Below are 20,327 nucleotides of genomic sequence, written 5' to 3'. Positions count from 1 at the left end.
GCGGCGAACAAACGCCTTTGCTATACTCCGCGCATGATAGCGAAAATCAATGATGATCGGGCGCTCGCGCTCGCCCGCGACGTGCTCGACATCGAGGCGGACGCCGTACGCGCGCTGCGCGACCAGCTTGACGGCGACTTCGTCCAGGCCGTCGCGCTGCTGCTCGGCTGCCGCGGCCGCGTCGTGGTGTCCGGCATCGGCAAATCGGGGCACATCGCCCGCAAGATCGCGGCAACGCTGGCGAGCACCGGCACGCCGGCCTTCTTCGTCCATCCGGCCGAGGCCAGCCACGGCGACCTCGGCATGGTCACGTCGGACGACGTCTTCATCGGCATCTCCTATTCAGGCGAGTCGGAAGAACTCGTCGCGATCCTGCCGCTCGTCAAGCGGATCGGCGCGAAGCTGATCGCGATCACGGGCCGAGCGGAATCGAGCCTCGGCACGCTCGCCGACGTGAACCTGAACGCCGCGGTCTCGAAGGAAGCGTGCCCGCTGAACCTCGCGCCCACCGCGAGCACGACCGCCGCGCTCGCGCTCGGCGATGCGCTCGCCGTCGCGGTGCTCGACGCGCGCGGCTTCGGCTCCGAGGATTTCGCGCGCTCGCATCCGGGCGGCGCGCTCGGCCGGCGCCTGCTCACCCATGTGCGCGACGTGATGCGCTCGGGCGACGACGTGCCGCGCGTCGGGCTCGACGCGACGCTGTCGGACGCGCTGTTCCAGATCACCGCGAAGCGCTTGGGCATGACGGCCGTGGTCGACGCCAATGGCCATGTCGCCGGCATCTTCACGGACGGCGACCTGCGTCGCGTACTGGCGCGCGACGGCGATTTCCGCACCTTGCCGATCGTCGAAGTGATGACGCGCGAGCCGCGCACGATCGGCCCCGAACATCTCGCGGTCGAGGCCGTGGAACTGATGGAGCGCCACCGGATCAACCAGATGCTGGTCGTCGATGCCGACGGCGCGCTGATCGGCGCGCTGAACATGCACGACCTGTTTTCGAAGAAGGTGATCTGATGAGCGCAGCGCTGACTGCGGCCGAACGCGCGAGCCGCGTGAAGCTGATGATTTTCGACGTCGACGGCGTGCTGACCGACGGCGGCCTGCTGTTTACCGCGGCCGGCGACGCGATGAAGTCGTTCAATTCGCTCGACGGCCACGGCGTGAAGCTGCTTGGCGAAGCCGGCATCGCAACCGCGATCATCACCGGCCGCCGCTCGGAGATCGTCGCGGCGCGTGCGAAGGAAATGAAGATCGCGCACCTGTTCCAGGGCGTCGAGAACAAGCTCACCGTGTTCGCCGACCTGATCGCGTCGCTCGGCATCACCGCCGACGCGTGCGGCTACATGGGCGACGACTGGCCCGACCTGCCGGTGCTGCTGCGCTGCGGCTTCGCGACCGCGCCGGCCAATGCGCACCCCGAGGTGATCGCCCGCGCGCACTGGGTCGCCGAGGCCCGCGGCGGCCAGGGCGCGGTGCGCGAAGTCTGCGACGCGATCCTGCGCGCGCAGCGCCGCTACGACGCGCTGCTCGCGGCCGCCTGCGGAGCCTGACGGATGAACACGCATTTCCGCTGGACCCAGTTGCTGCCGCTCGTCGCGGTGGCCGCGCTCGCGGGCATCACGTGGTGGCTGCTGCAGGCGACGCTGCCGCCGCCCGGCGAGGGCACCGTGCAGCCGAAGCGCCATACGCCCGACTATTTCGCGGACAACTTCTCGGTCACCGAGCTCGACCAGTCCGGCTCGACCCAGTACCGGCTGACGGCCGCGAAGCTGATCCATTACGAAGACACCGAAACCAGCGACCTGACCGATCCGGCCATGCGCGCATTCCAGCCCGGCAAGCCGGTCGTGACGACCACCGCGAAGCGCGGCACCGTCAATGGCGACGTGTCGATCGTCGATTTGTACGACGACGCGCGCATCCTGCGCGTGGCCGGCGGCGGCGATCCGCAGATGCAGGCCGATTCCCAGCATTTCCGGATCTTCGTCAATGACGATGTGATCCAGACCGAAAAGCCGGTTAAACTTCAGCGCGGCCTGTCGCTCGTCAACGCGACCGACGGCATGAAGTACAACAACGTCACCCGGGTCATCGAGCTTTACGGCAACGTGCGCGGCACGATCGCCGCCGCGGATACGTCCGGCGGCTCGAAAGGTCAATCCAGGTGACGCATCCCTCACGTGACTGCATGAACGAACCGTTCCCTCGACAGAATTCCGGCGGCGCTGCGCGCGCCGTCCGCGCCGCGCTCGCCGCGACGCTCGTGGCGCTCCCGCTCATCGGGCTGGCGCCGCTCGCCCATGCCGAGAAGGCTGACCAGAACAAGCCGATCAACGTCGAGGCGGACAACCTGACCTATGACGACCTGAAGCAGGTCACGGTCGCGACCGGCAACGTCGTGATCACGAAGGGCACGATCATCATCAAGGGCGATCGCGTCGAAGTGCGCCAGGATCCGGAAGGCTATCAGTACGCCACGTCGTTCGGCAGCGGCAAGAAGCACGCGACGTTCCGCCAGAAGCGCGAAGGTCTCGACGAGTACATCGACGGCGACGCCGAGCGCATCGACTACGACGGCAAGCAGGACCTGACGACGCTGACGACCGCCGCGACCGTGCGCCGCCTGCAGGGCACGACGACGATCGCCGACACCGTGCATGGCAGCGTGATCACGTACGACGGCCAGCGCGACTTCTACACCGCGAAGGGCGGCAAGGACGTTGCGGCGCCGGGCAACCCGAACGGCCGCGTGCGCGCGATGCTGTCGCCGAAGAACGGCGGCCCCGGGCCGCTGAACGGCGCGCCGGCGAAGCTGTCGCCGTCGACCACGATCCAGGGAGCGCCCGGCCAATGAACGCGCTCCCGAACCGCCAGCCGGCCGGCACCACGAGTTCGCTCGTCGTCCGGAACCTGAAGAAGCGCTATGGCTCGCGCACGGTCGTCAAGGACGTGTCGCTCGATGTGAAGAGCGGCGAGGTCGTCGGCCTGCTCGGCCCGAACGGCGCCGGCAAGACCACGTCGTTCTACATGATCGTCGGCCTGGTGCCGCTCGACGCGGGCGAGATCTCGCTGAACGGCAGCTCGATCAGCCTGCTGCCGATCCACAAGCGCGCATCGCTCGGCCTGTCGTACCTGCCGCAGGAAGCGTCGGTGTTCCGCAAGCTGACCGTCGAGGAGAACATCCGCGCGGTGCTCGAGCTGCAGCACGGCGAAGACGGCAAGCGGCTGTCGAAGGACGCGATCGCGTCGCGCACCGAGGCGCTGCTCGACGAGTTGCAGATCGGCCACCTGCGCGAGAACCCGGCGCTGTCGCTGTCGGGCGGCGAACGCCGTCGCGTCGAGATTGCGCGTGCGCTCGCGACCAATCCGAACTTCATCCTGCTCGACGAGCCGTTCGCCGGCGTCGACCCGATCGCGGTGCTCGAGATCCAGAAGATCGTCAGGTTCCTGAAGCAGCGCAACATCGGCGTGCTGATTACCGATCACAACGTCCGCGAAACGCTCGGCATCTGCGACCACGCTTACATCATCAGCGACGGTTCGGTGCTCGCCGCCGGCGCGCCGAGCGACATCATCGAAAACGAAAGCGTGCGCCGCGTGTACCTCGGCGAACACTTCCGCATGTAAATCCCCCCCGTGGCTGGCTGCACCCCGCCCGGCGTCGCCGCGCGGGGCCGCTCCCCGCTTTGCGGCCATGCCTGCGGCCGAGCGGCGCGCCGCGCGTAATCGCGGATGGCTCAAGGCGCCTGGGTCGTGGCAAACTGCCGGTATGACTCCCTCTCTGCCATGAAAGCCAGCCTTCAACTCCGCCTGTCGCAACACTTGGCGCTGACGCCGCAACTGCAGCAGTCGATCCGGCTTCTGCAGTTGTCGACGCTCGAACTGCAGCAGGAAGTCGCGATGGCCATCGCGCAGAATCCGCTGCTCGAGAACGACGACGAATGGATCGCGAGTCCGCTGCGTGTCGCGGCGGACGGATCGCTGATCGCGCAGACGCCTCCCGCACAGAGCACCGAATCGTCCGTCGGGAACAGCAGCAGCCAGTCGAGCGATCGCGCCGAGCGCGACGAACCGGCTGCCGCCGACGAATACGACGGATACGCATCGAGCGACGCCGGCGACGGCCCGCAGTGGAATCTCGACGAATTTGGCCGCTCGAGCGGCGCGTCGGACGACGACGACCTCCCGCCGCTGCAGGTGCAGGAAGCCGCGACGTCGCTGCGCGACCACCTGTCCGCGCAACTGCGCGTCACGCAGGCCAGCCCGCGCGATCGCGCGCTCGTGATGTTCCTGATCGAATCGCTCGACGACGACGGCTACCTGACCGCCACGCTCGACGAAGTGCTCGCCGATTTGCCGTCGGAACTGGAAATCGACTGCGACGAGATGAACGCGGCGCTCGCGCTGCTGCACAGTTTCGATCCGGCCGGGGTCGGGGCCCGCTCGGCATCCGAATGCCTGAAGCTGCAGTTGCTGCGCCTCGATCCGTCCCCCACCCGCACGCTCGCGCTCGAGATCGTGTCGCAGCATCTCGAACTGCTCGCCGCGCGGGACTTCACGCGGCTGCGCAAGCAGCTGAAGGCGAGCGACGACGCGCTGCGCGACGCGCATGCGCTGATCCGCTCGCTGGAGCCGTTCCCCGGCGCCGCCTACGGCAAGGCCGAGGCCGACTACGTCGTGCCCGACATCATCGTGAAGAAAGCCGGCCAGGGCTGGCTCGCGGAACTCAATCCGGAAGTCATGCCGCGCCTGCGGATCAACAACCTGTACGCGAACATCCTGCGCAACAGCCGCGGCGATCCGGCGGCCGGATCGTTGAAACAGCAGCTCCAGGAAGCACGCTGGCTGATCAAGAACATCCAGCAGCGATTCGACACGATCCTGCGCGTCGCGCAGGCTATTGTCGAACGTCAGAAGAATTTCTTTGCGCACGGTGAAATTGCCATGCGCCCCTTGGTTTTGCGGGAAATAGCTGATACGCTGGGCCTACACGAGTCAACTGTCAGCCGTGTGACAACTGGCAAGTACATGCTGACCCCGTTCGGGACGCTTGAATTTAAGTACTTCTTCGGATCACACGTTTCGACCGACACCGGAGGCGCCGCATCGTCGACCGCCATCCGAGCCCTGATCAAGCAACTGATAGGAGCTGAAGACCCAAAATCGCCACTTTCGGACAGCCGCATTGCCGAGCTGCTGGCAGAACAGGGATTCGTGGTTGCGCGCCGCACGGTTGCCAAGTATCGCGAAGCCCTCAAGATCCCGGCAGTGAATCTGCGCAAGTCTCTTTAAGCCTGCTGCCTGCCCGGCGGCAGGCGTGTTCCGGCCACCGCGCATACGGGGAACAGGCCGGGCGACCTGTCCGCAATTCGGCCGCCTCGTGCGGCTGGGGCAAGTCGACCGGAGCGCCGCCTCGATGCGGCCGGGTGGTCACTCGCTTGGAGAAGCACTATGAACCTGAAGATCAGTGGACATCATCTCGAAGTCACGCCTGCAATTCGCGAATACGTGATCACCAAGCTGGACCGGGTGCTACGCCATAGCGATCAGGTAATCGATGGCACTGTGATCCTCTCGGTCGACAACCACAAAGAAAAGGACAAGCAGCAGCGCGCGGAAATCAACCTGCACCTGAAGGGCAAGGACATCTTCGTCGAAAGCGCGAACGGCAACCTCTACGCAGCGATCGATCTGCTGATCGACAAGCTGGATCGCCAGGTCGTCAAGCACATGGAGCGTCTGCAGACGCATGCGCACGACCCGATCAAGCTTCAGCCGTCGATCGACCAGATCGAACTGCCGCCGCAATAACGGTCACCGCAACACGCACGCCGCCCGGTTCGCCGGGCGTTTTTTTTGTGACTCCGCGGCAGCGGTGCGACCGGTCCGTCCATCCCGCGCCACGCGCGCGGCTGTGCTCTATAATGTTCCGGTTATCGCCGGGGGGCGTTGGGTGCGGTAGCTGCCTTGAGGGTGCCGATGCCGAACGCCTTGATATCGCCGAACATGGAAGATCAGTCTGCCGCAGCAAGGAGACCCCAGGCCGCCCAATCGCCTGCCAACATGAATCGCCTAGCCAAAATCCTGCCCATAGAGAACGTCGTCATCGACCTCTCCGTCACCAGCAAGAAACGCGTCTTCGAACAAGCCGGGCTGATCTTCGAGAATCAGAACGGCATCGCCCGCAGCACCGTCACGGACAACCTGTTCGCGCGCGAGCGCCTCGGCTCGACCGGGCTCGGCGAAGGCGTCGCGATTCCGCACGGGCGCATCAAGGGGCTCAAGCACCCGCTCGCCGCGTTCGTGCGGCTCGCCGACGCGATCCCGTTCGAAGCGCCCGACGGCCAGCCGGTCGGCCTCCTGATTTTCCTGCTCGTGCCCGAGCAAGCCACCCAGCAACACCTCGAGATCCTGTCGGAAATCGCGCAACTGCTGTCCGACCGCGACGCGCGTGAGCGTCTGCACAACGAAACGGATATCGCCGAGTTGCATCACCTGCTCACTCAGTGGCAACCTTGAGTTGATCCGGGCGGAATATTTTCCCGAACGAGGCGGCACGCGCCGCCGTCCCGGGCTGCCCGGCGCCGGTCCGGCATGGCGACGCCCGTCGCCGCGCGCATGCACCGGCTCATTGGAGTGACGAGAGTCATGGATACGTCCAGCATCAACGCCCAGAGCATCTTCGACGACAACGCAGCCATGCTGAAGCTGAGCTGGCTGACGGGGCATGAAGGCTGGGAGCGCGGCTTTTCGGCCGACACCGTCGGCAATGCGACGTCCAGCGCCGACCTCGTCGGCCACCTGAACCTGATCCACCCGAACCGGATCCAGGTGCTCGGCGAAGCCGAAATCGACTACTACCAGCGGCAGACCGACGAAGACCGCTCGCGCCACATGGCCGAACTGATCGCGCTCGAGCCGCCGTTCCTCGTCGTCGCCGGCGGCGCCGCCGCACCGCCCGAACTCGTACTGCGCTGCACGCGCTCGTCCACGCCGCTGTTCACGACGCCGATGTCGGCCGCCGCGGTGATCGACAGCCTGCGACTCTACATGTCGCGCATCCTCGCGCCGCGCGCGACGCTGCACGGCGTGTTCCTCGACATCCTCGGGATGGGCGTGCTGCTCACCGGCGACTCCGGGCTCGGCAAGAGCGAACTCGGCCTCGAACTCATCAGCCGCGGCCACGGCCTCGTCGCCGACGACGCGGTCGACTTCGTCCGACTTGGCCCCGATTTCGTCGAAGGCCGCTGCCCGCCGCTGCTGCAGAACCTGCTCGAAGTGCGCGGCCTCGGCCTGCTCGACATCAAGACGATCTTCGGTGAAACCGCCGTGCGCCGGAAAATGAAGCTGAAGCTGATCGTCCAGCTGGTGCGTCGGCCGGACGGCGAATTCCAGCGGCTGCCGCTGGAAAGCCAGACCGTCGACGTGCTCGGCTTGCCGATCAGCAAGGTCACGATCCAGGTGGCGGCCGGCCGCAACCTCGCGGTGCTCGTCGAGGCGGCCGTGCGCAACACGATCCTGCAGTTGCGCGGAATCGACACGTTGCGCGACTTCATGGATCGGCAACGACTCGCCATGCAGGATCCCGACAGTCAGTTCCCCGGCAAACTCGTGTAACTCCGCCGCGCCGGCCGCGCAGCGCCGACGACGCGTCGAGCCGGTGCTATGATGAAATGTCCGGATTCTCTGCTTCCCATGCGCATCGTCCTCATCACCGGCATCTCCGGCTCAGGCAAGTCCGTCGCGCTGAACGCGCTTGAAGACGCAGGCTATTACTGCGTCGACAACCTGCCGCCGCATGTGCTCCCCGAACTCGCCCGCTACCTCGCCGAGGGCGGCCAACATCGGCTCGCGGTTGCGATCGATGCGCGCTCCAGCGCATCGCTCGACGAAATGCCCGGCCTGATCCGCGCCCTGTCGCTCAAGCACGACGTTCGCGTGCTGTTCCTCAACGCGAGCACGCAGGCGCTGATCCAGCGCTTCTCCGAAACGCGCCGGCGCCACCCGCTGTCCGGCTCGCCGTCGCACGACGCGAACGTCGGGCTGCTGTCGTCGCTCGAGGAAGCGATCGAACGCGAGCGCGAGCTCGTCGCGCCGCTCGCCGAATTCGGCCACCAGATCGATACCAGCACGCTGCGCGCGAACGCGCTGCGCACGTGGGTCAAGCGCTTCATCGAGCAGAAGAACAACGACCTGATGGTGATGTTCGAATCGTTCGGCTTCAAGCGCGGCGTGCCGCTCGACGCCGACCTGATGTTCGACGTGCGCGCGCTGCCGAATCCGTACTACGACCATGAGTTGCGCCCGCTCACCGGGCTCGACCAGCCGGTCATCGCCTTTCTCGACGCACTGCCGATCGTCCACCAGATGATCGACGACATCCATGCGTTCCTGATGAAATGGCTGCCGCACTTTCGCGAAGACAACCGCAGCTACCTGACCGTCGCCATCGGCTGCACGGGCGGCCAGCATCGCTCGGTGTTCATCGCGGAAACGCTCGCCGCGCGCCTCGCGCACGATGCGAACGTGATCGTGCGGCATCGTGACGCGCCCGTGGATGTCGACGCGTCGTCGCGGCTCGTCACCGAGGTCGCCCGACCTTAGCGACACCGCCCTCTCACCGACGCGCCATGTCCACTCTATCGACCACCCTGATCGACCTGCCGCTGTTTCCGCTGCACACGGTGCTGTTCCCCGGTGGCTGGCTGCCGCTCAAGGTGTTCGAGGCGCGCTATCTCGACATGTGTCGCGCCTGCCTGCGCGACGACGCGCCGTTCGGCGTGTGCCTGCTGAAGAGCGGCCCCGAAGTCGCGCAGGACGGTGCCGTGTCGGTGCCGGAGACCATTGGCTGCATGGCGCGCATCACCGAGTGCGATACCGGCGACTTCGGGATGCTGTACCTGCAGGCAGTCGGCACGCAGCGTTTCGAGCTGCTGTCGTATCGCGTCGAAGGCAACGGGCTGCTGGTCGGCATCGCGGAGCCGCTGCCCGACGATATCCCGCTCGAAGGCGAGCAGGCGCTCGCGCAATTCGGCTCGTGCGCGGAGGTGCTCGAGCGCATCATCGAAGCGCTGAAGAAATCGGAACAGGGCAAGCTGCCGTTCGGCGAACCGTTCCGCCTCGACGATCCGAGCTGGGTAGCGAACCGCCTCGCGGAACTGCTGCCGCTCGACCTGCGCGCGCGGCAGAAGCTGATGGAGTTTCCGGACGTCGGCGCGCGCATCGACGCCGTTCACCACGTGCTCGACCGGCACGGGTGGCTGTAAGCGCGGCCGCGCCTGTCGCTTCACACCGGCTCCCGACCGGACTTCCCGCGAGACGGAAAACCCGCCGGTAGCCAGGCGCTTTCCTGAGCGCGTGCCCTTCCCCTTTCGTTACAGCAGCGGCCCGCTCAGCGCATCGAGCAGCTTGCGCACGGGCGCCGGCACGCCGTACGCATCGAGCCCGCTCAGCGGCACCCACGCCGTCTCGGCATCCTGCGCGTGCGCGAGCGCTGGCCCGCCGTTCGTCATGTCACTCAGCCGCGGCTCGATCTCGAGCCGGAAATGCGTGAACGTGTGCGTAAATGCCGCGAGCGGCACCGGGACATCGCCGCCGAAGCCGTGTGCGAGTTCCGCCAGCGCGGCATCGCCGTCGGCCTGCGGCAGGCACCACAGGCCGCCCCAGATGCCGGCCGGAGGGCGCCGCTCGAGCAGCACGGCGTCGCCGTCGCGCAGCACGAGCATCCAGGTCTTGCGCGTCGGCACCGCCTTCTTCGGTCGCGCGGCCGGCAGTTCGCGCTGCCGGCCCGTCGATTGCGCAACGCAGTCGCCTGCAAACGGGCAACGCTCACAGTCCGGTTTGCCGCGGACGCACAGCGTCGCGCCGAGATCCATCAGCCCCTGCGTATATGCGCTGACGTCGGCCGCGTTCGCGGCGTCCGGCAGCAGCGATTCGGCGAGCGCCCACATGTCGTTCTCGACACGCTTCTCGCCCGGAAAACCTTCGACGCCGAACACCCGCGCGAGCACGCGCTTCACGTTTCCGTCGAGGATCGTCGCGCGCGCACCGTATGCGAACGATGCAATCGCCGCCGCCGTCGAGCGGCCGATGCCCGGCAGTTCGGCCAGCGCGTCGGGCGTCGACGGAAATGCGCCGCCATGTTCGGCGACGACGACCTGCGCGCAGCGGTGCAGGTTGCGCGCGCGCGAGTAGTAGCCCAGGCCGGCCCACAACGCCATCACGTCGTCGGCCGGCGCGGCCGCGAGCGCGGCGACATCGGGGAAGCGTTCGAGAAAGCGTGCGTAATACGGGACGACGGTCGAGACCTGCGTCTGTTGCAACATGATTTCCGACAGCCAGATCCGGTACGGATCGCGGGTGTTCTGCCACGGCAGGTCGTGGCGGCCGTGCACGCGCTGCCAGGCGACCAGGCGCGTGGCGAAGGTGCGGTGCAGCGGCGTGACGGGGAACGGAGCGGGAGCGGTGCGAGGCGGCTTCAAGTGTTCTAATCGGTGGAAAAAGGTTTCAACGCGCGGTTCAACGCTGGCAGGTCGGGCAGAAATAGGTCGAGCGCTGGCCCTGCACGATCTGCCGGATCGGCGTGCCGCATACGCGGCAAGGCAAACCCGCACGGTCGTAGACGAAGCAGTCGAGCTGGAAATAGCCGCTTTCGCCGTTGCTGCCGACAAAATCGCGCAGCGTGCTGCCGCCGCGCTCGATCGCGTCGGCGAGCGTGGCGCGCACCGCGTCGGCGAGCCGCTCGTAGCGCGGCAGCGACACCTTGCCGGCCGCGGTCGTCGGCCGGATGCCGGCGCGAAACAGGCTCTCCGACGCATAGATGTTGCCGACGCCGACGACCATGTCGCCCGCGAGCAGCGCCTGCTTGACCGAGACCGTGCGACCGCGCGTGCGCGCATGCAGCAGCGCGCCGGTAAAGGCCGGCGAGAACGGCTCGACGCCGAGGCTTGCGAGCAGCGGATGCGCATGCACGTCACCCGCTTCGCGCGGGTGCCACAGTACGGCGCCGAAACGGCGCGGATCGCGGAACCGCAGCACGAACTCGTCGAAGATCCAGTCGATGTGATCGTGTTTCGCGGCGACTGGCACGTCGGCCGCGGGCAGCACGCGCAGCGTGCCCGTCATCCCGAGATGAACGATGAACCAGCCCGCGTCGACCTCGAACAGCAGGTACTTGCCGCGCCGCTCGACGGCGATCACCTCGCGCGCGCACAATTGCTCGGCGAGCCCCGCCGGCACGGGCCAGCGCAGCATCGCGGTACGGACGTCGACACGCTCGACGCGGCGGCCCGCGACAAAGGGCTCGATGCCCCGGCGCGTGACTTCGACTTCTGGCAACTCTGGCATGTTTGGCGGGTCTGAGACTGGATTCACGATCGTGCGTGTATTGTAGCGAGCGCGTTACAATCGGTTGAAACGTGCGACACGACACTCTTCGTGTAGAGGCGGAGCCGGACTCTTAACAAGCCGGCAATAGTTGTAAATACAAGGCTCTCGGGCAATTCTGACCGGATGTTTCGGGGGAATTTTGCCTGAGTTGCCAAGTGCCAAATACGTGCCGGTTCGGCTGCAAATGAACCACACGGGCACCCGCATGAACCGGAAAAGCGTTGTATTTCTGCGACATTTCGCATGTCAGAGATGTTAGCAGCAGTACGCGCCGAAGAACTACAACAGCGCAATCCCGGCCACCGATCCCTCTCGGGAGAATGGTGCTCGGCCACGCGAATAAATCCGTGAATGCACCGCCTCAATGAAGAAAACTCCAACGGCCATTGTTCAACCGCAGATCGATCGCGGTAGGGAACCGTTTGTACGGCCAAATGTAGCCTAGGAAGATGTGCGTCGCTGGTAACGGCGGGGTTCAAAGCTCTTCTGACAAAGTAACCCCCGCAGTAAGGGCGGACTGACCCCGCGAGGTGTTCGTTCGGAGATCTCTAGCAGCATGGGATCGAGGTGCAAGGCTGGCTGGCATGGTCAACACACGTGAATCGCTGATAAACCCCGTGACGATTGAAGAGCCAAACGCTGCTGGGCTCTAACCAAAAAGGTATGTGGCCGGTTGATCCGCTGTTTTATCGGGTCACGCCGTCGTATGGCCATCGGGGAATAGGCGGGACCTAAACCAGTCGTGTGGCAGTTGGGGAACGTGGTAAGCCCGTATCTCCGCCAGCGGAAGTTTGCTGGCAGGTGAACCGCAAGGGGATCTGACGGGGGTGCGGGTATGGGAACGAGGAAAAAGCGAACGTCGTCCTGTAATGGGACGGATAGGAGTTGAGACATTACTCCACGCGAAAGCGGGCAGACTTCCTCATGGTCTACCGTCGCAAGACGGCTGTGGGACCCTTGTAACTGGTTGCGGCACGGACTTGTACGTGTCGCGCTGAAACCTTCCCCACGGGGGGCGCTATCGCTCCCCGTCGGGGGAAAGATGCGACTCCTCGTCCGGGAAATTTCTATCACCGGAAAGGAGAGCAGCATGAGAGAACTTGTCCGAAAGGACGAGTCTGCGCTTTCCCATGCTCCGGACGACTGGCACGCCATTGACTGGCGCCGGGTCGAACGGAACGTGAGGGGGATGCAGATTCGAATTGCGAAGGCGACGCGGGAAAGTGACTGGCGTAGGGTGAAAACTCTGCAACGGATGCTGACCCGCACGTTGTCCGCGAAGCTGTATGCGGTACGACGTGTTACGCAAAACACTGGCGCGCGAACGGCGGGAGTCGATCGTGAACTGTGGGAAACGCCTGCAAGCCGGCTGGCAGCAGCCGGCGGGTTGAAGCGGCGCGGATATAGGCCCCTGCCACTACGGCGGGTTTATATCCCGAAGGCCAATGGAACGAAGCGCCCTCTGGGTATTCCGACCATGCGAGACAGGGCGATGCAAGCCCTGTATCTGCTGGCTCTCGAGCCCGTGGCAGAAACCATCAGCGACCCGAACTCGTATGGGTTCAGGCAAAACCGCTCGACGGCCGACGCCATGTCCCAGATTTTCGTCACCATGTCCAAACGGGCTTCGGCTCAATGGGTGCTGGAGGCGGACATCAAGGGATGCTTCGACCACATCAGTCATGACTGGCTGATTGCCAATGTCCCGATGGACAGGGGCATTCTCCGGAAATGGCTGAAGTCCGGCCTGCTGTATCGGGGCCGGTATGAGGCAACAGAGGCCGGTACGCCGCAGGGGGGCATCATTTCCCCGACCTTGGCGAACGTTGCACTGAACGGGCTGGAACGGGATCTGGAAAAGTATCTGGCTGCAAAGTTCCGGACGCGGGAAAACCGGAAGCTGAAAGTGAACGTGGTGCGGTACGCGGATGACTTCGTGATCACTGGTGTCTCGAAAGAGGTGCTGGAAGAAGTGATCAAACCTTGGGTAGAAGCATTCCTTGCTGTACGAGGTCTGCGACTGTCGGAGGAGAAAACGCGGATCACCCACATCGAGGACGGCTTCGATTTCCTAGGGTGGAATTTCCGGAAGTATTCGGGAAAACTGCTCATCAAACCAAGCAAGAAAAACGCGCAAGCGTTCTATCGCAAGGTGGCGGAAACGATCAGTCGCAACAAAACGGCAAAGCAGGAGAGCCTGATCCAACTGCTGAACCCGATGCTGCGTGGCTGGGCGCAATACCATCAGCCCGTGGTAGCCAAGGAAGCGTACAGCCGCATGGGGTCTCTGATTTTCCGGAGGCTCTGGTGGTGGTCGAAGCGGCGGCATCCGAACAAGAACGCCGAATGGGTGCGGACGAAATACTTCCACACAGTCGGTGAACGGAATTGGGTGTTCGCCACTCCCATAGTGCATGACGACGGCAGCGAGGAGTTGTCTGCTCTGTATCACCTCGGTGGTACGGTAATCAGGCGACATAAAAAGATCGAGGGAAAGTACAACCCCTTTGATCTGAGTATGGAGCAATACGGTGAAGAACTGCGGCAGAAGCGCATGGAGCAATCCAGAGGCTATCTGAGGACGTGGTTCCAGCTGTATTCATCGCAGGGCGGGCTGTGTGCGCACTGCGGATGTGCCCTGACGGAGGAAACGGGCTGGCACGATCATCATCTGGTGTATCGGATGAATGGCGGGTCAAACGCGCTCTCCAACCGGGTACTGCTCCATCCTGACTGCCACCGACAGGTGCACGCTGGTAACATTGACGTAGCGAAGCCGGTCCGGCCTACAGGTCGGGCTTCGAAATAGCTGTATATGTAGGCTTGAGCCGTATGCGGGGAAACTCGCACGTACGGTTCTTAGGGGGCTCCTTTTCCGCAAGGGAAAGGGGCTACCCTCCATCGAACGGATTTCCATGACCCTGCCCTCGAAGCTGCTTCTGAAGCGCCCCGCCGCCGAGCGCGGCGCGCGCGCCTTCCCGGTCCGCCGTGCGCTCGGCGCCGCGCTGTTCGCCGCCTGGACCCTCACCGCCCTCCCGGCTCACGCGCAGGATCCGGCATCGGACGACGCGGAGCCGCAGGGCGCGTTCGAGCACGTGATGCCGGACGAGCAAAAGAATCTCCCGGGCGTCCCGCTGACGAGCCAGATCGTCTATCAGGTACTGGCTGCCGAGGTCGCGCTCCAGCGCAACCAGCCCGCGCCGGCCTACCAGACCTACCTCGCGCTCGCCCGCGACACGCGCGATCCGCGCATGGCGCAGCGTGCGACCGAGATCGCGCTCGGCGCGCAAAGCCCGGCCGACGCCCTGTCCGCGGCCAACCTGTGGCTCCAGTACGCACCCGACTCGAACCGCGCGTCGCAAGTCGATGCAGCGTTGCTCGTGCTCGCCGGCAAGCCGGCCGACGCGCAGCCGATGCTCGCGCGCGAGCTGGCCCGCGCGAACGGCGAGACGCGCGGCCCCGCGATCCTCGCGCTGCAGGCGCTGCTGGTGCGCGGCGCCGATCGCGTCGGCGGCCTCGCGGTGCTGAAGGACATGCTGAAGAACGACATGAACCGTCCCGAGGCGCAGCTCGCGATCGCGCGGCAACAGCTCGCGGTCGACGACAAGGACGGTGCCGCGCAGTCGCTGAAGCAGGCGCTGCAGATCCGCCCCGACTACCTGCCGGCGGCGCTGATGCTGTCGCAGATGGGCCCCGCGGAACGCGCGGCCGGCATCGCGTCGTTCGAGAAATATGTTCAGCAGAATCCCAAGTCGCGCGACGCGCGGCTCGCGCTGTCGCAGCTGTATCTCGCCGACGATCGCATCGAAGACGCGCAGAAGCAGTTCGAGACGATGCGCAAGCTCGACTCGAAGGATCCGACACCGCTGATGGCGCTCGCGCTGATCAAGATCCAGCAGAAGAAGCTCGACGACGCGAGCGCGTACCTGAAACAGTACGTGCAGCTCGGCGTCAAGCAGCCGAACCTCGACGTCGGCCAGGGCTACATCTACCTCGCGCAAATCTCGATCGAGCAGGGCAACGACGCGCAGGCGTCGCAATGGCTCGACAAGGTCGACCAGACGAGCCAGCACTACCTCCCCGCGCAGATCACCCGCGCGCAGTTGCTGCAGAAACAGGGCAAGACCGACGAGGCGCGCAAGGTGCTCGACGACCTGCCGATCAGCGATCCGCGCGATGCAGCCGTGGTCGCGCGCACCGATGCGTCGATCCTGTTCACCGCGAAGCGCTATCCGGAAGCCGAGGCACGGCTCGGGCAGGCGGTCCAGGACTTCCCGGACGATCCCGACCTGCGCTACGACTACGCGATGGCGGCCGAGAAGACCGGCCACTACACGACGATGGAAAAGCAGCTGCGCGAGCTGATCCGCACACAGCCCGACAACCCGCAGGCGTACAACGCGCTCGGCTATTCGCTGGCCGATCGCAACCAGCGCCTGCCCGAGGCCAGCAAGCTGATCGACAAGGCACTGTCGCTCGCGCCGAACGACGCGTACATCATGGACAGCCTCGGCTGGGTGAAGTACCGGATGGGCGACACGGCCGGTGCGGCGAAGGTGCTGCAGCACGCGTACGAACTGCAGCCGAACGCCGAGATCGGCGCGCACCTCGGCGAAGTGCTGTGGAAAAGCGGCGCGCAGGACGACGCGCGTTCCGCGTGGCGTGCCGCGCAGAAGCTCGAGCCGGACAACGAAACGCTCGTGCAGACGTTGAAGCGCCTCCAGATCAACGGCCTCTGATGCAGATGTTTCTGATGCTTTCCCGGTCTTCCCGCGCGCTGCGCACGCTGGCCGCGACCGGCGCGGCGCTCGCGCTCGCCGGCTGCGCGAGCACGCCGCCGTCCGCAAATGCGCCGGCGGGTGCCGTGCTGCAAACGGCCGCAACGCATGAATACCACGGCCGCTTCGCGGTGCAGTACAACGACCGCCTCGGCAGGCAGCAAAACGTGTACGGCAACTTCGACTGGCAGGAACACGGCGACGACGTGTCGCTCGAACTGCGCAGCCCGCTCGGCCAGACCCTCGCGGTCGTGAAATCGACGCCGCAGGCTGCCTCGCTCGAGCTGCCGAACCGCCAGCCGCAATACGCGACCGACGTCGGCGAGCTGATGCAGAACACGCTCGGCTTCGCGCTGCCGCTCGCCGGCCTGCGCTACTGGCTGCTGCCGACGCCCGCGCCGGCGACACCCGCGCAAACCGTGCGCGACCCGGCCGACGGCACGCGCGTCAAGCAGATCCGCCAGGACGGCTGGACGATCGACTACCTCGCCTACGCGGACGCACCGGCCACCGGCGTCAAACGCGTCAACCTCGTGCGCGCGACGCCGCCGCTCGACATCAAGCTCGTGCTCGACCAGTAAGCACGTGAACCTAGCCCCGACATACGCATGACCGATTCGACCCGCTCGCTGCGCAACTGCCTTGCGCCCGCGAAACTCAACCTGTTCCTGCACATCACCGGCCGCCGCCCGAACGGCTATCACGATCTGCAGAGCGTGTTCCAGCTGCTGAACTGGGGCGATACGCTGCACTTCACGCTGCGCGACGACGGTCGCGTCGCACGCGTCACCGACGTGCCGGGCGTGCCCGAGGAAAGCGATCTCGTCGTGCGCGCGGCCAACCTGCTGAAGACGCACACCGGTACCGCAGCCGGCGTCGACATCGAGATCGACAAGTGCCTGCCGATGGGCGCGGGCCTCGGCGGCGGCAGCTCCGACGCGGCGACGACGCTGCTCGCGCTGAACCGCCTGTGGCAACTCGACCTGCCGCGTGCGGAACTGCAATCGCTCGCGGTGAAACTCGGCGCAGACGTCCCGTTTTTTGTTTTTGGAAAAAATGCGTTCGCAGAGGGTATCGGAGAAGAATTAGCTGAGGTACAATTGCCGACTCGCTGGTTCTTGGTTGTAACGCCGCGAGTTCATGTCCCAACCGCTGAAATTTTTTCAGATAAGTTGTTGACAAGAGATACGAAGCGAGTCACAATTACAGACTTTCTTGCACAGCAAAACAGCGATGCGGGATGGCCAGACAGCTTCGGCCGGAACGACATGCAGCAAGTTGTGACAAGTAAGTACGCGGAAGTTGCGCAGGTGGTCAAATGGTTGTATGATGTGACCCCCGCGAGGATGACCGGCTCCGGAGCAAGCGTGTTTGCGGCGTTTCATAGCAAGCACGAGGCAGAAGCGGCGAAAGCCAAGCTGCCCACCGGTTGGAACGGTGCAGTTGCCGAGAGCTTGAACGAGCATCCGCTCTTCACTTTCGCGTCATGAAGTTTTGCTTTGCCGGATGGCCTACAAGTCCGGTGAAGTTATCAGTTGAGTGTAGGGGAGTCGCCAAGTTGGTCAAGGCACCGGATTTTGATTCCGGCATGCGAGGGTTCGAGTCCTTCCTCCCCTGCCAAAAATTTTCCCGCATTTCCCGCCTAAGCCTGAAGCAGGTGCACGATGAGCAGCCACAGCCATGATGGCTTGATGGTCTTTACTGGCAACGCGAATCCCGCGCTCGCCCAGGAAGTCGTCAATATCCTTGGAATCCCCCTCGGCAAAGCAATGGTCAGCCGTTTCTCCGACGGCGAGATCCAGGTCGAGATCCAGGAAAACGTGCGCGGCAAGGACGTCTTCGTCCTGCAATCCACGTGCGCGCCGACGAACGACAACCTGATGGAACTGATGATCATGGTCGACGCGCTCAAGCGTGCGTCCGCCGGCCGGATCACTGCAGCCATCCCCTACTTCGGCTATGCCCGCCAGGACCGTCGCCCGCGCTCGGCGCGTGTCGCGATCTCGGCGAAGGTCATCGCGAACATGCTGGAAATCGCCGGCGTCGAGCGGATCATCACGATGGATCTGCACGCCGACCAGATTCAAGGCTTCTTCGACATTCCGGTCGACAACATCTACGCAACGCCGATCCTGCTGGGTGACCTGCGCAAGCAGAACTACTCGGATCTGCTCGTCGTGTCGCCGGACGTCGGCGGCGTGGTGCGCGCCCGGGCACTCGCCAAGCAGCTCAACTGCGATCTCGCGATCATCGACAAGCGTCGCCCGAAGGCGAACGTCGCCGAAGTGATGAACATCATCGGTGAAGTCGAAGGCCGCACCTGCGTGATCATGGACGACATGGTCGATACGGCCGGCACGCTCTGCAAGGCCGCGCAAGTGCTGAAGGATCGCGGTGCGAAGCAGGTGTTCGCGTATGCGACGCACCCGGTGCTGTCCGGTGGCGCCGCCGAGCGTATCGCCGCATCGTCACTCGACGAGCTGGTCGTCACCGACACGATCCCGCTGTCGGCCGAATCGCTGTCCTGCTCGAAGATCCGCTCGCTGACCAGCGCAAGCCTGCTGGCCGAAACGTTCTCGCGAATCCGTCGCGGCGACTCGGTGATGTCGCTGTTCGCGGAATCCTGATCGCGTCACGACACGACAAAGCATGCGCAGAAAGCGAAGCGGCAACGCTTCGCTTTTTGCACAATCGGACGGGATAGACGAAACCCCGTCCGTTTCATCAGGGGCCGCCATTTCGCCGGCCCCGTTTTACTGCCTGGTCGCGGGCAGCTATTGGAGAATTACATGAAAGTCGTCGCTTTCGAGCGCCAAGAGCAAGGTACGGGTGCGAGCCGCCGCCTGCGCAACGCTGGTAAGACCACGGGTATCGTTTATGGTGGCGAAGCAGCCCCGCAAAAGATCGAACTCGACCACAACGCGCTGTGGCACGCCCTGAAGAAGGAAGCTTTCCACTCGTCGATCCTCGACCTCGAAGTGGCTGGCCAGTCGCAACAGGTCCTGCTGCGCGACGTGCAATACCACCCCTTCAAGCAACTGGTGCTGCACGTGGACTTCCAGCGCGTTGACGCGAAGAAGAAGCTGCACACGAAGGCACCGCTGCACTTCCTGAACGCTGAAGTCAGCCCGGCCGTGAAGCTGTCGAGCGCGATCGTTTCGCACGTCGCGACGGAAATCGAAATCGAGTGCCTGCCGGCTGACCTGCCGGAGTTCCTCGAAGTCGACCTGTCGAAGCTCGAAGCTGGTCAATCGCTGCACGCGAAGGACATCGCGCTGCCGAAGGGCGTCGCGCTGGTCGCGCACGTCGACGCGGAAAACCCGGTTGTCGCATCGGCGACGATCCCGGCTGGCGCCGTGTCGGACGCAGCAGAAGGCGAAACGCCGGCTGCCTAAGCGGGCTGCCCACGCGCCCGTTCGATCCGTTTCACGAAACGGTCGACGCAACCCGCCGCGGCTTGCCCGGCGGGTTTTTCTTTTTCTGCGCCCAGGCGGCCGCTGCCGCCTACGAAACGTCATGATCAAACTGATCGTCGGCCTCGGCAATCCCGGGGCGGAATACACCGCGACGCGCCACAACGCCGGCTTCTGGCTGATCGACCAGCTCGCCCGCGAAGCAGGCACGACGCTGCGCGACGAGCGCCGCTTCCACGGCTTCTATGCGAAAGCGCGCCTACACGGCGAGGAAGTCCACCTGCTCGAGCCGCAAACCTACATGAACCGCTCCGGCCAGTCGGTCGTCGCGCTCGCGAGTTTCTTCAAGATCCTGCCGGACCAGATCCTCGTCGCACACGACGAGCTCGACCTGCCGCCCGGCACCGTCAAGCTGAAGCTCGGCGGCGGCAGCGGCGGCCACAACGGCCTGAAGGACATCTCCGCACACCTGTCGTCGCAACAGTACTGGCGCCTGCGGATCGGCATCGGCCATCCGCGCGACCTGATTCCGGAGGGTGCACGCGCCGGCGCGAAGCCCGACGTCGCGAACTTCGTGCTGAAGCCGCCGCGCCGCGAAGAGCAGGAAGTGATCGATGTATCGATCGAACGCGCGCTCGCCGTGATGCCGATGGTCGTCAAGGGCGAACTCGACCGCGCGACGATGCAACTGCATCGCAACTAAGCGCGCACCGCACCGGCATGGTGCATCGTGCTGTCCGGCTGC

Annotated in this window: 20 protein-coding genes and 1 tRNA gene; 19 read left to right on the top strand and 2 right to left on the bottom strand. The window is 65.0% G+C overall.

The window, feature by feature from the left end:
- Nucleotides 1–33: 33 nt before the first annotated feature.
- The 11 genes from kdsD (at nucleotide 34) to GEM_RS03190 (ending at nucleotide 9,269) form a co-directional block, all read left to right on the top strand.
- Entirely contained in the window at nucleotides 34–1,017 is a 984-nt protein-coding gene (gene kdsD, locus GEM_RS03240) for an arabinose 5-phosphate isomerase KdsD (protein WP_014896020.1), read from the top strand.
- Nucleotides 1,017–1,553: a KdsC family phosphatase gene (locus GEM_RS03235; protein WP_014896019.1), complete on the top strand. Its 537-nt coding sequence runs from the start codon at nucleotides 1,017–1,019 to the stop codon at nucleotides 1,551–1,553. The genes kdsD and GEM_RS03235 overlap by 1 nt, the downstream gene beginning before the upstream one ends.
- Nucleotides 1,554–1,556: 3 nt before the next feature.
- Nucleotides 1,557–2,171, top strand: coding sequence for an LPS export ABC transporter periplasmic protein LptC (lptC, locus tag GEM_RS03230; RefSeq protein ID WP_014896018.1), 615 nt, complete (start codon nucleotides 1,557–1,559; stop codon nucleotides 2,169–2,171).
- 20 nt (nucleotides 2,172–2,191) lie between these two features.
- Nucleotides 2,192–2,857 carry a lipopolysaccharide transport periplasmic protein LptA gene (gene lptA, locus GEM_RS03225; protein ID WP_014896017.1) on the top strand — a complete coding sequence of 222 codons (666 nt, stop codon included), beginning with the start codon at nucleotides 2,192–2,194 and terminating at the stop codon, nucleotides 2,855–2,857.
- Nucleotides 2,854–3,630, top strand: a complete 777-nt coding sequence (gene lptB, locus GEM_RS03220; RefSeq protein ID WP_014896016.1) for an LPS export ABC transporter ATP-binding protein — start codon at nucleotides 2,854–2,856, stop codon at nucleotides 3,628–3,630. The genes lptA and lptB overlap by 4 nt, the downstream gene beginning before the upstream one ends.
- Before the next feature lie 159 nt (nucleotides 3,631–3,789).
- On the top strand, nucleotides 3,790–5,295 hold the full coding sequence (locus tag GEM_RS03215) for an RNA polymerase factor sigma-54 (protein WP_014896015.1): 1,506 nt from the start codon (nucleotides 3,790–3,792) through the stop codon (nucleotides 5,293–5,295).
- Nucleotides 5,296–5,454: 159 nt separating this feature from the next.
- Entirely contained in the window at nucleotides 5,455–5,814 is a 360-nt protein-coding gene (gene hpf, locus GEM_RS03210) for a ribosome hibernation-promoting factor, HPF/YfiA family (RefSeq protein ID WP_006477786.1), read from the top strand.
- A gap of 168 nt (nucleotides 5,815–5,982) precedes the next feature.
- The gene (locus GEM_RS03205) at nucleotides 5,983–6,522 is read left to right on the top strand and encodes a PTS sugar transporter subunit IIA (protein ID WP_014896014.1); all 540 of its coding nucleotides are present in this window, start codon (nucleotides 5,983–5,985) and stop codon (nucleotides 6,520–6,522) included.
- Between the two features lie 129 nt (nucleotides 6,523–6,651).
- Nucleotides 6,652–7,620, top strand: coding sequence for an HPr(Ser) kinase/phosphatase (hprK, locus tag GEM_RS03200; protein ID WP_014896013.1), 969 nt, complete (start codon nucleotides 6,652–6,654; stop codon nucleotides 7,618–7,620).
- Between the two features lie 78 nt (nucleotides 7,621–7,698).
- Nucleotides 7,699–8,607 (top strand): RNase adapter RapZ, encoded by a 909-nt coding sequence (gene rapZ / locus GEM_RS03195; protein ID WP_014896012.1) that lies wholly within the window; start codon nucleotides 7,699–7,701, stop codon nucleotides 8,605–8,607.
- Nucleotides 8,608–8,633: 26 nt separating this feature from the next.
- Nucleotides 8,634–9,269 carry an LON peptidase substrate-binding domain-containing protein gene (locus GEM_RS03190; RefSeq protein WP_014896011.1) on the top strand — a complete coding sequence of 212 codons (636 nt, stop codon included), beginning with the start codon at nucleotides 8,634–8,636 and terminating at the stop codon, nucleotides 9,267–9,269.
- Between the two features lie 108 nt (nucleotides 9,270–9,377).
- Here the strand turns inward: GEM_RS03190 and mutY are convergent, their stop codons facing one another.
- A complete protein-coding gene (gene mutY, locus GEM_RS03185) occupies nucleotides 9,378–10,484 on the bottom strand; it encodes an A/G-specific adenine glycosylase (RefSeq protein ID WP_014896010.1) in 1,107 nt (368 codons plus the stop codon).
- A gap of 37 nt (nucleotides 10,485–10,521) precedes the next feature.
- Nucleotides 10,522–11,349, bottom strand: a complete 828-nt coding sequence (mutM, locus tag GEM_RS03180) for a bifunctional DNA-formamidopyrimidine glycosylase/DNA-(apurinic or apyrimidinic site) lyase (protein ID WP_014896009.1) — start codon at nucleotides 11,347–11,349, stop codon at nucleotides 10,522–10,524.
- Nucleotides 11,350–12,481: 1,132 nt separating this feature from the next.
- On the opposite strand from mutM, the gene ltrA reads away from it, so the two are divergent.
- From ltrA to pth, 8 genes are all read left to right on the top strand, one after another.
- Nucleotides 12,482–14,200, top strand: a complete 1,719-nt coding sequence (gene ltrA / locus GEM_RS03175; protein ID WP_014896008.1) for a group II intron reverse transcriptase/maturase — start codon at nucleotides 12,482–12,484, stop codon at nucleotides 14,198–14,200.
- 106 nt (nucleotides 14,201–14,306) lie between these two features.
- On the top strand, nucleotides 14,307–16,130 hold the full coding sequence (locus GEM_RS03170; protein ID WP_014896007.1) for a tetratricopeptide repeat protein: 1,824 nt from the start codon (nucleotides 14,307–14,309) through the stop codon (nucleotides 16,128–16,130).
- Entirely contained in the window at nucleotides 16,130–16,750 is a 621-nt protein-coding gene (gene lolB / locus GEM_RS03165) for a lipoprotein insertase outer membrane protein LolB (RefSeq protein WP_014896006.1), read from the top strand. Before GEM_RS03170 ends, lolB begins: the two co-directional genes overlap by 1 nt.
- Nucleotides 16,751–16,777: 27 nt before the next feature.
- A complete protein-coding gene (gene ispE, locus GEM_RS03160) occupies nucleotides 16,778–17,659 on the top strand; it encodes a 4-(cytidine 5'-diphospho)-2-C-methyl-D-erythritol kinase (protein WP_014896005.1) in 882 nt (293 codons plus the stop codon).
- A gap of 53 nt (nucleotides 17,660–17,712) precedes the next feature.
- Nucleotides 17,713–17,789 (top strand) — tRNA-Gln (locus tag GEM_RS03155).
- A gap of 44 nt (nucleotides 17,790–17,833) precedes the next feature.
- Entirely contained in the window at nucleotides 17,834–18,796 is a 963-nt protein-coding gene (locus GEM_RS03150; RefSeq protein WP_014896004.1) for a ribose-phosphate pyrophosphokinase, read from the top strand.
- 162 nt (nucleotides 18,797–18,958) lie between these two features.
- Nucleotides 18,959–19,564, top strand: coding sequence for a 50S ribosomal protein L25/general stress protein Ctc (locus GEM_RS03145; protein ID WP_014896003.1), 606 nt, complete (start codon nucleotides 18,959–18,961; stop codon nucleotides 19,562–19,564).
- Nucleotides 19,565–19,685: 121 nt separating this feature from the next.
- On the top strand, nucleotides 19,686–20,285 hold the full coding sequence (gene pth, locus GEM_RS03140) for an aminoacyl-tRNA hydrolase (RefSeq protein WP_014896002.1): 600 nt from the start codon (nucleotides 19,686–19,688) through the stop codon (nucleotides 20,283–20,285).
- The last annotated feature ends 42 nt before the right edge of the window (nucleotides 20,286–20,327 follow it).

It is taken from the genome of Burkholderia cepacia GG4, assembly GCF_000292915.1.
GTDB classification, from domain to species: domain Bacteria; phylum Pseudomonadota; class Gammaproteobacteria; order Burkholderiales; family Burkholderiaceae; genus Burkholderia; species Burkholderia cepacia_D.
This window is presented reverse-complemented; position numbering and strand designations above follow the sequence as displayed.

Coding starts and splice junctions, on each gene's coding strand:
- kdsD (WP_014896020.1), top strand. CDS start 34: ATGATAGCGAAAATCAATGATGATCGGGCGCTCGCGCTCGCCCGCGAC.
- GEM_RS03235 (WP_014896019.1), top strand. CDS start 1,017: ATGAGCGCAGCGCTGACTGCGGCCGAACGCGCGAGCCGCGTGAAGCTG.
- lptC (WP_014896018.1), top strand. CDS start 1,557: ATGAACACGCATTTCCGCTGGACCCAGTTGCTGCCGCTCGTCGCGGTG.
- lptA (WP_014896017.1), top strand. CDS start 2,192: ATGAACGAACCGTTCCCTCGACAGAATTCCGGCGGCGCTGCGCGCGCC.
- lptB (WP_014896016.1), top strand. CDS start 2,854: ATGAACGCGCTCCCGAACCGCCAGCCGGCCGGCACCACGAGTTCGCTC.
- GEM_RS03215 (WP_014896015.1), top strand. CDS start 3,790: ATGAAAGCCAGCCTTCAACTCCGCCTGTCGCAACACTTGGCGCTGACG.
- hpf (WP_006477786.1), top strand. CDS start 5,455: ATGAACCTGAAGATCAGTGGACATCATCTCGAAGTCACGCCTGCAATT.
- GEM_RS03205 (WP_014896014.1), top strand. CDS start 5,983: ATGCCGAACGCCTTGATATCGCCGAACATGGAAGATCAGTCTGCCGCA.
- hprK (WP_014896013.1), top strand. CDS start 6,652: ATGGATACGTCCAGCATCAACGCCCAGAGCATCTTCGACGACAACGCA.
- rapZ (WP_014896012.1), top strand. CDS start 7,699: ATGCGCATCGTCCTCATCACCGGCATCTCCGGCTCAGGCAAGTCCGTC.
- GEM_RS03190 (WP_014896011.1), top strand. CDS start 8,634: ATGTCCACTCTATCGACCACCCTGATCGACCTGCCGCTGTTTCCGCTG.
- mutM (WP_014896009.1), bottom strand. CDS start 11,349: ATGCCAGAGTTGCCAGAAGTCGAAGTCACGCGCCGGGGCATCGAGCCC.
- ltrA (WP_014896008.1), top strand. CDS start 12,482: ATGAGAGAACTTGTCCGAAAGGACGAGTCTGCGCTTTCCCATGCTCCG.
- GEM_RS03170 (WP_014896007.1), top strand. CDS start 14,307: ATGACCCTGCCCTCGAAGCTGCTTCTGAAGCGCCCCGCCGCCGAGCGC.
- lolB (WP_014896006.1), top strand. CDS start 16,130: ATGCAGATGTTTCTGATGCTTTCCCGGTCTTCCCGCGCGCTGCGCACG.
- ispE (WP_014896005.1), top strand. CDS start 16,778: ATGACCGATTCGACCCGCTCGCTGCGCAACTGCCTTGCGCCCGCGAAA.
- GEM_RS03150 (WP_014896004.1), top strand. CDS start 17,834: ATGAGCAGCCACAGCCATGATGGCTTGATGGTCTTTACTGGCAACGCG.
- GEM_RS03145 (WP_014896003.1), top strand. CDS start 18,959: ATGAAAGTCGTCGCTTTCGAGCGCCAAGAGCAAGGTACGGGTGCGAGC.
- pth (WP_014896002.1), top strand. CDS start 19,686: ATGATCAAACTGATCGTCGGCCTCGGCAATCCCGGGGCGGAATACACC.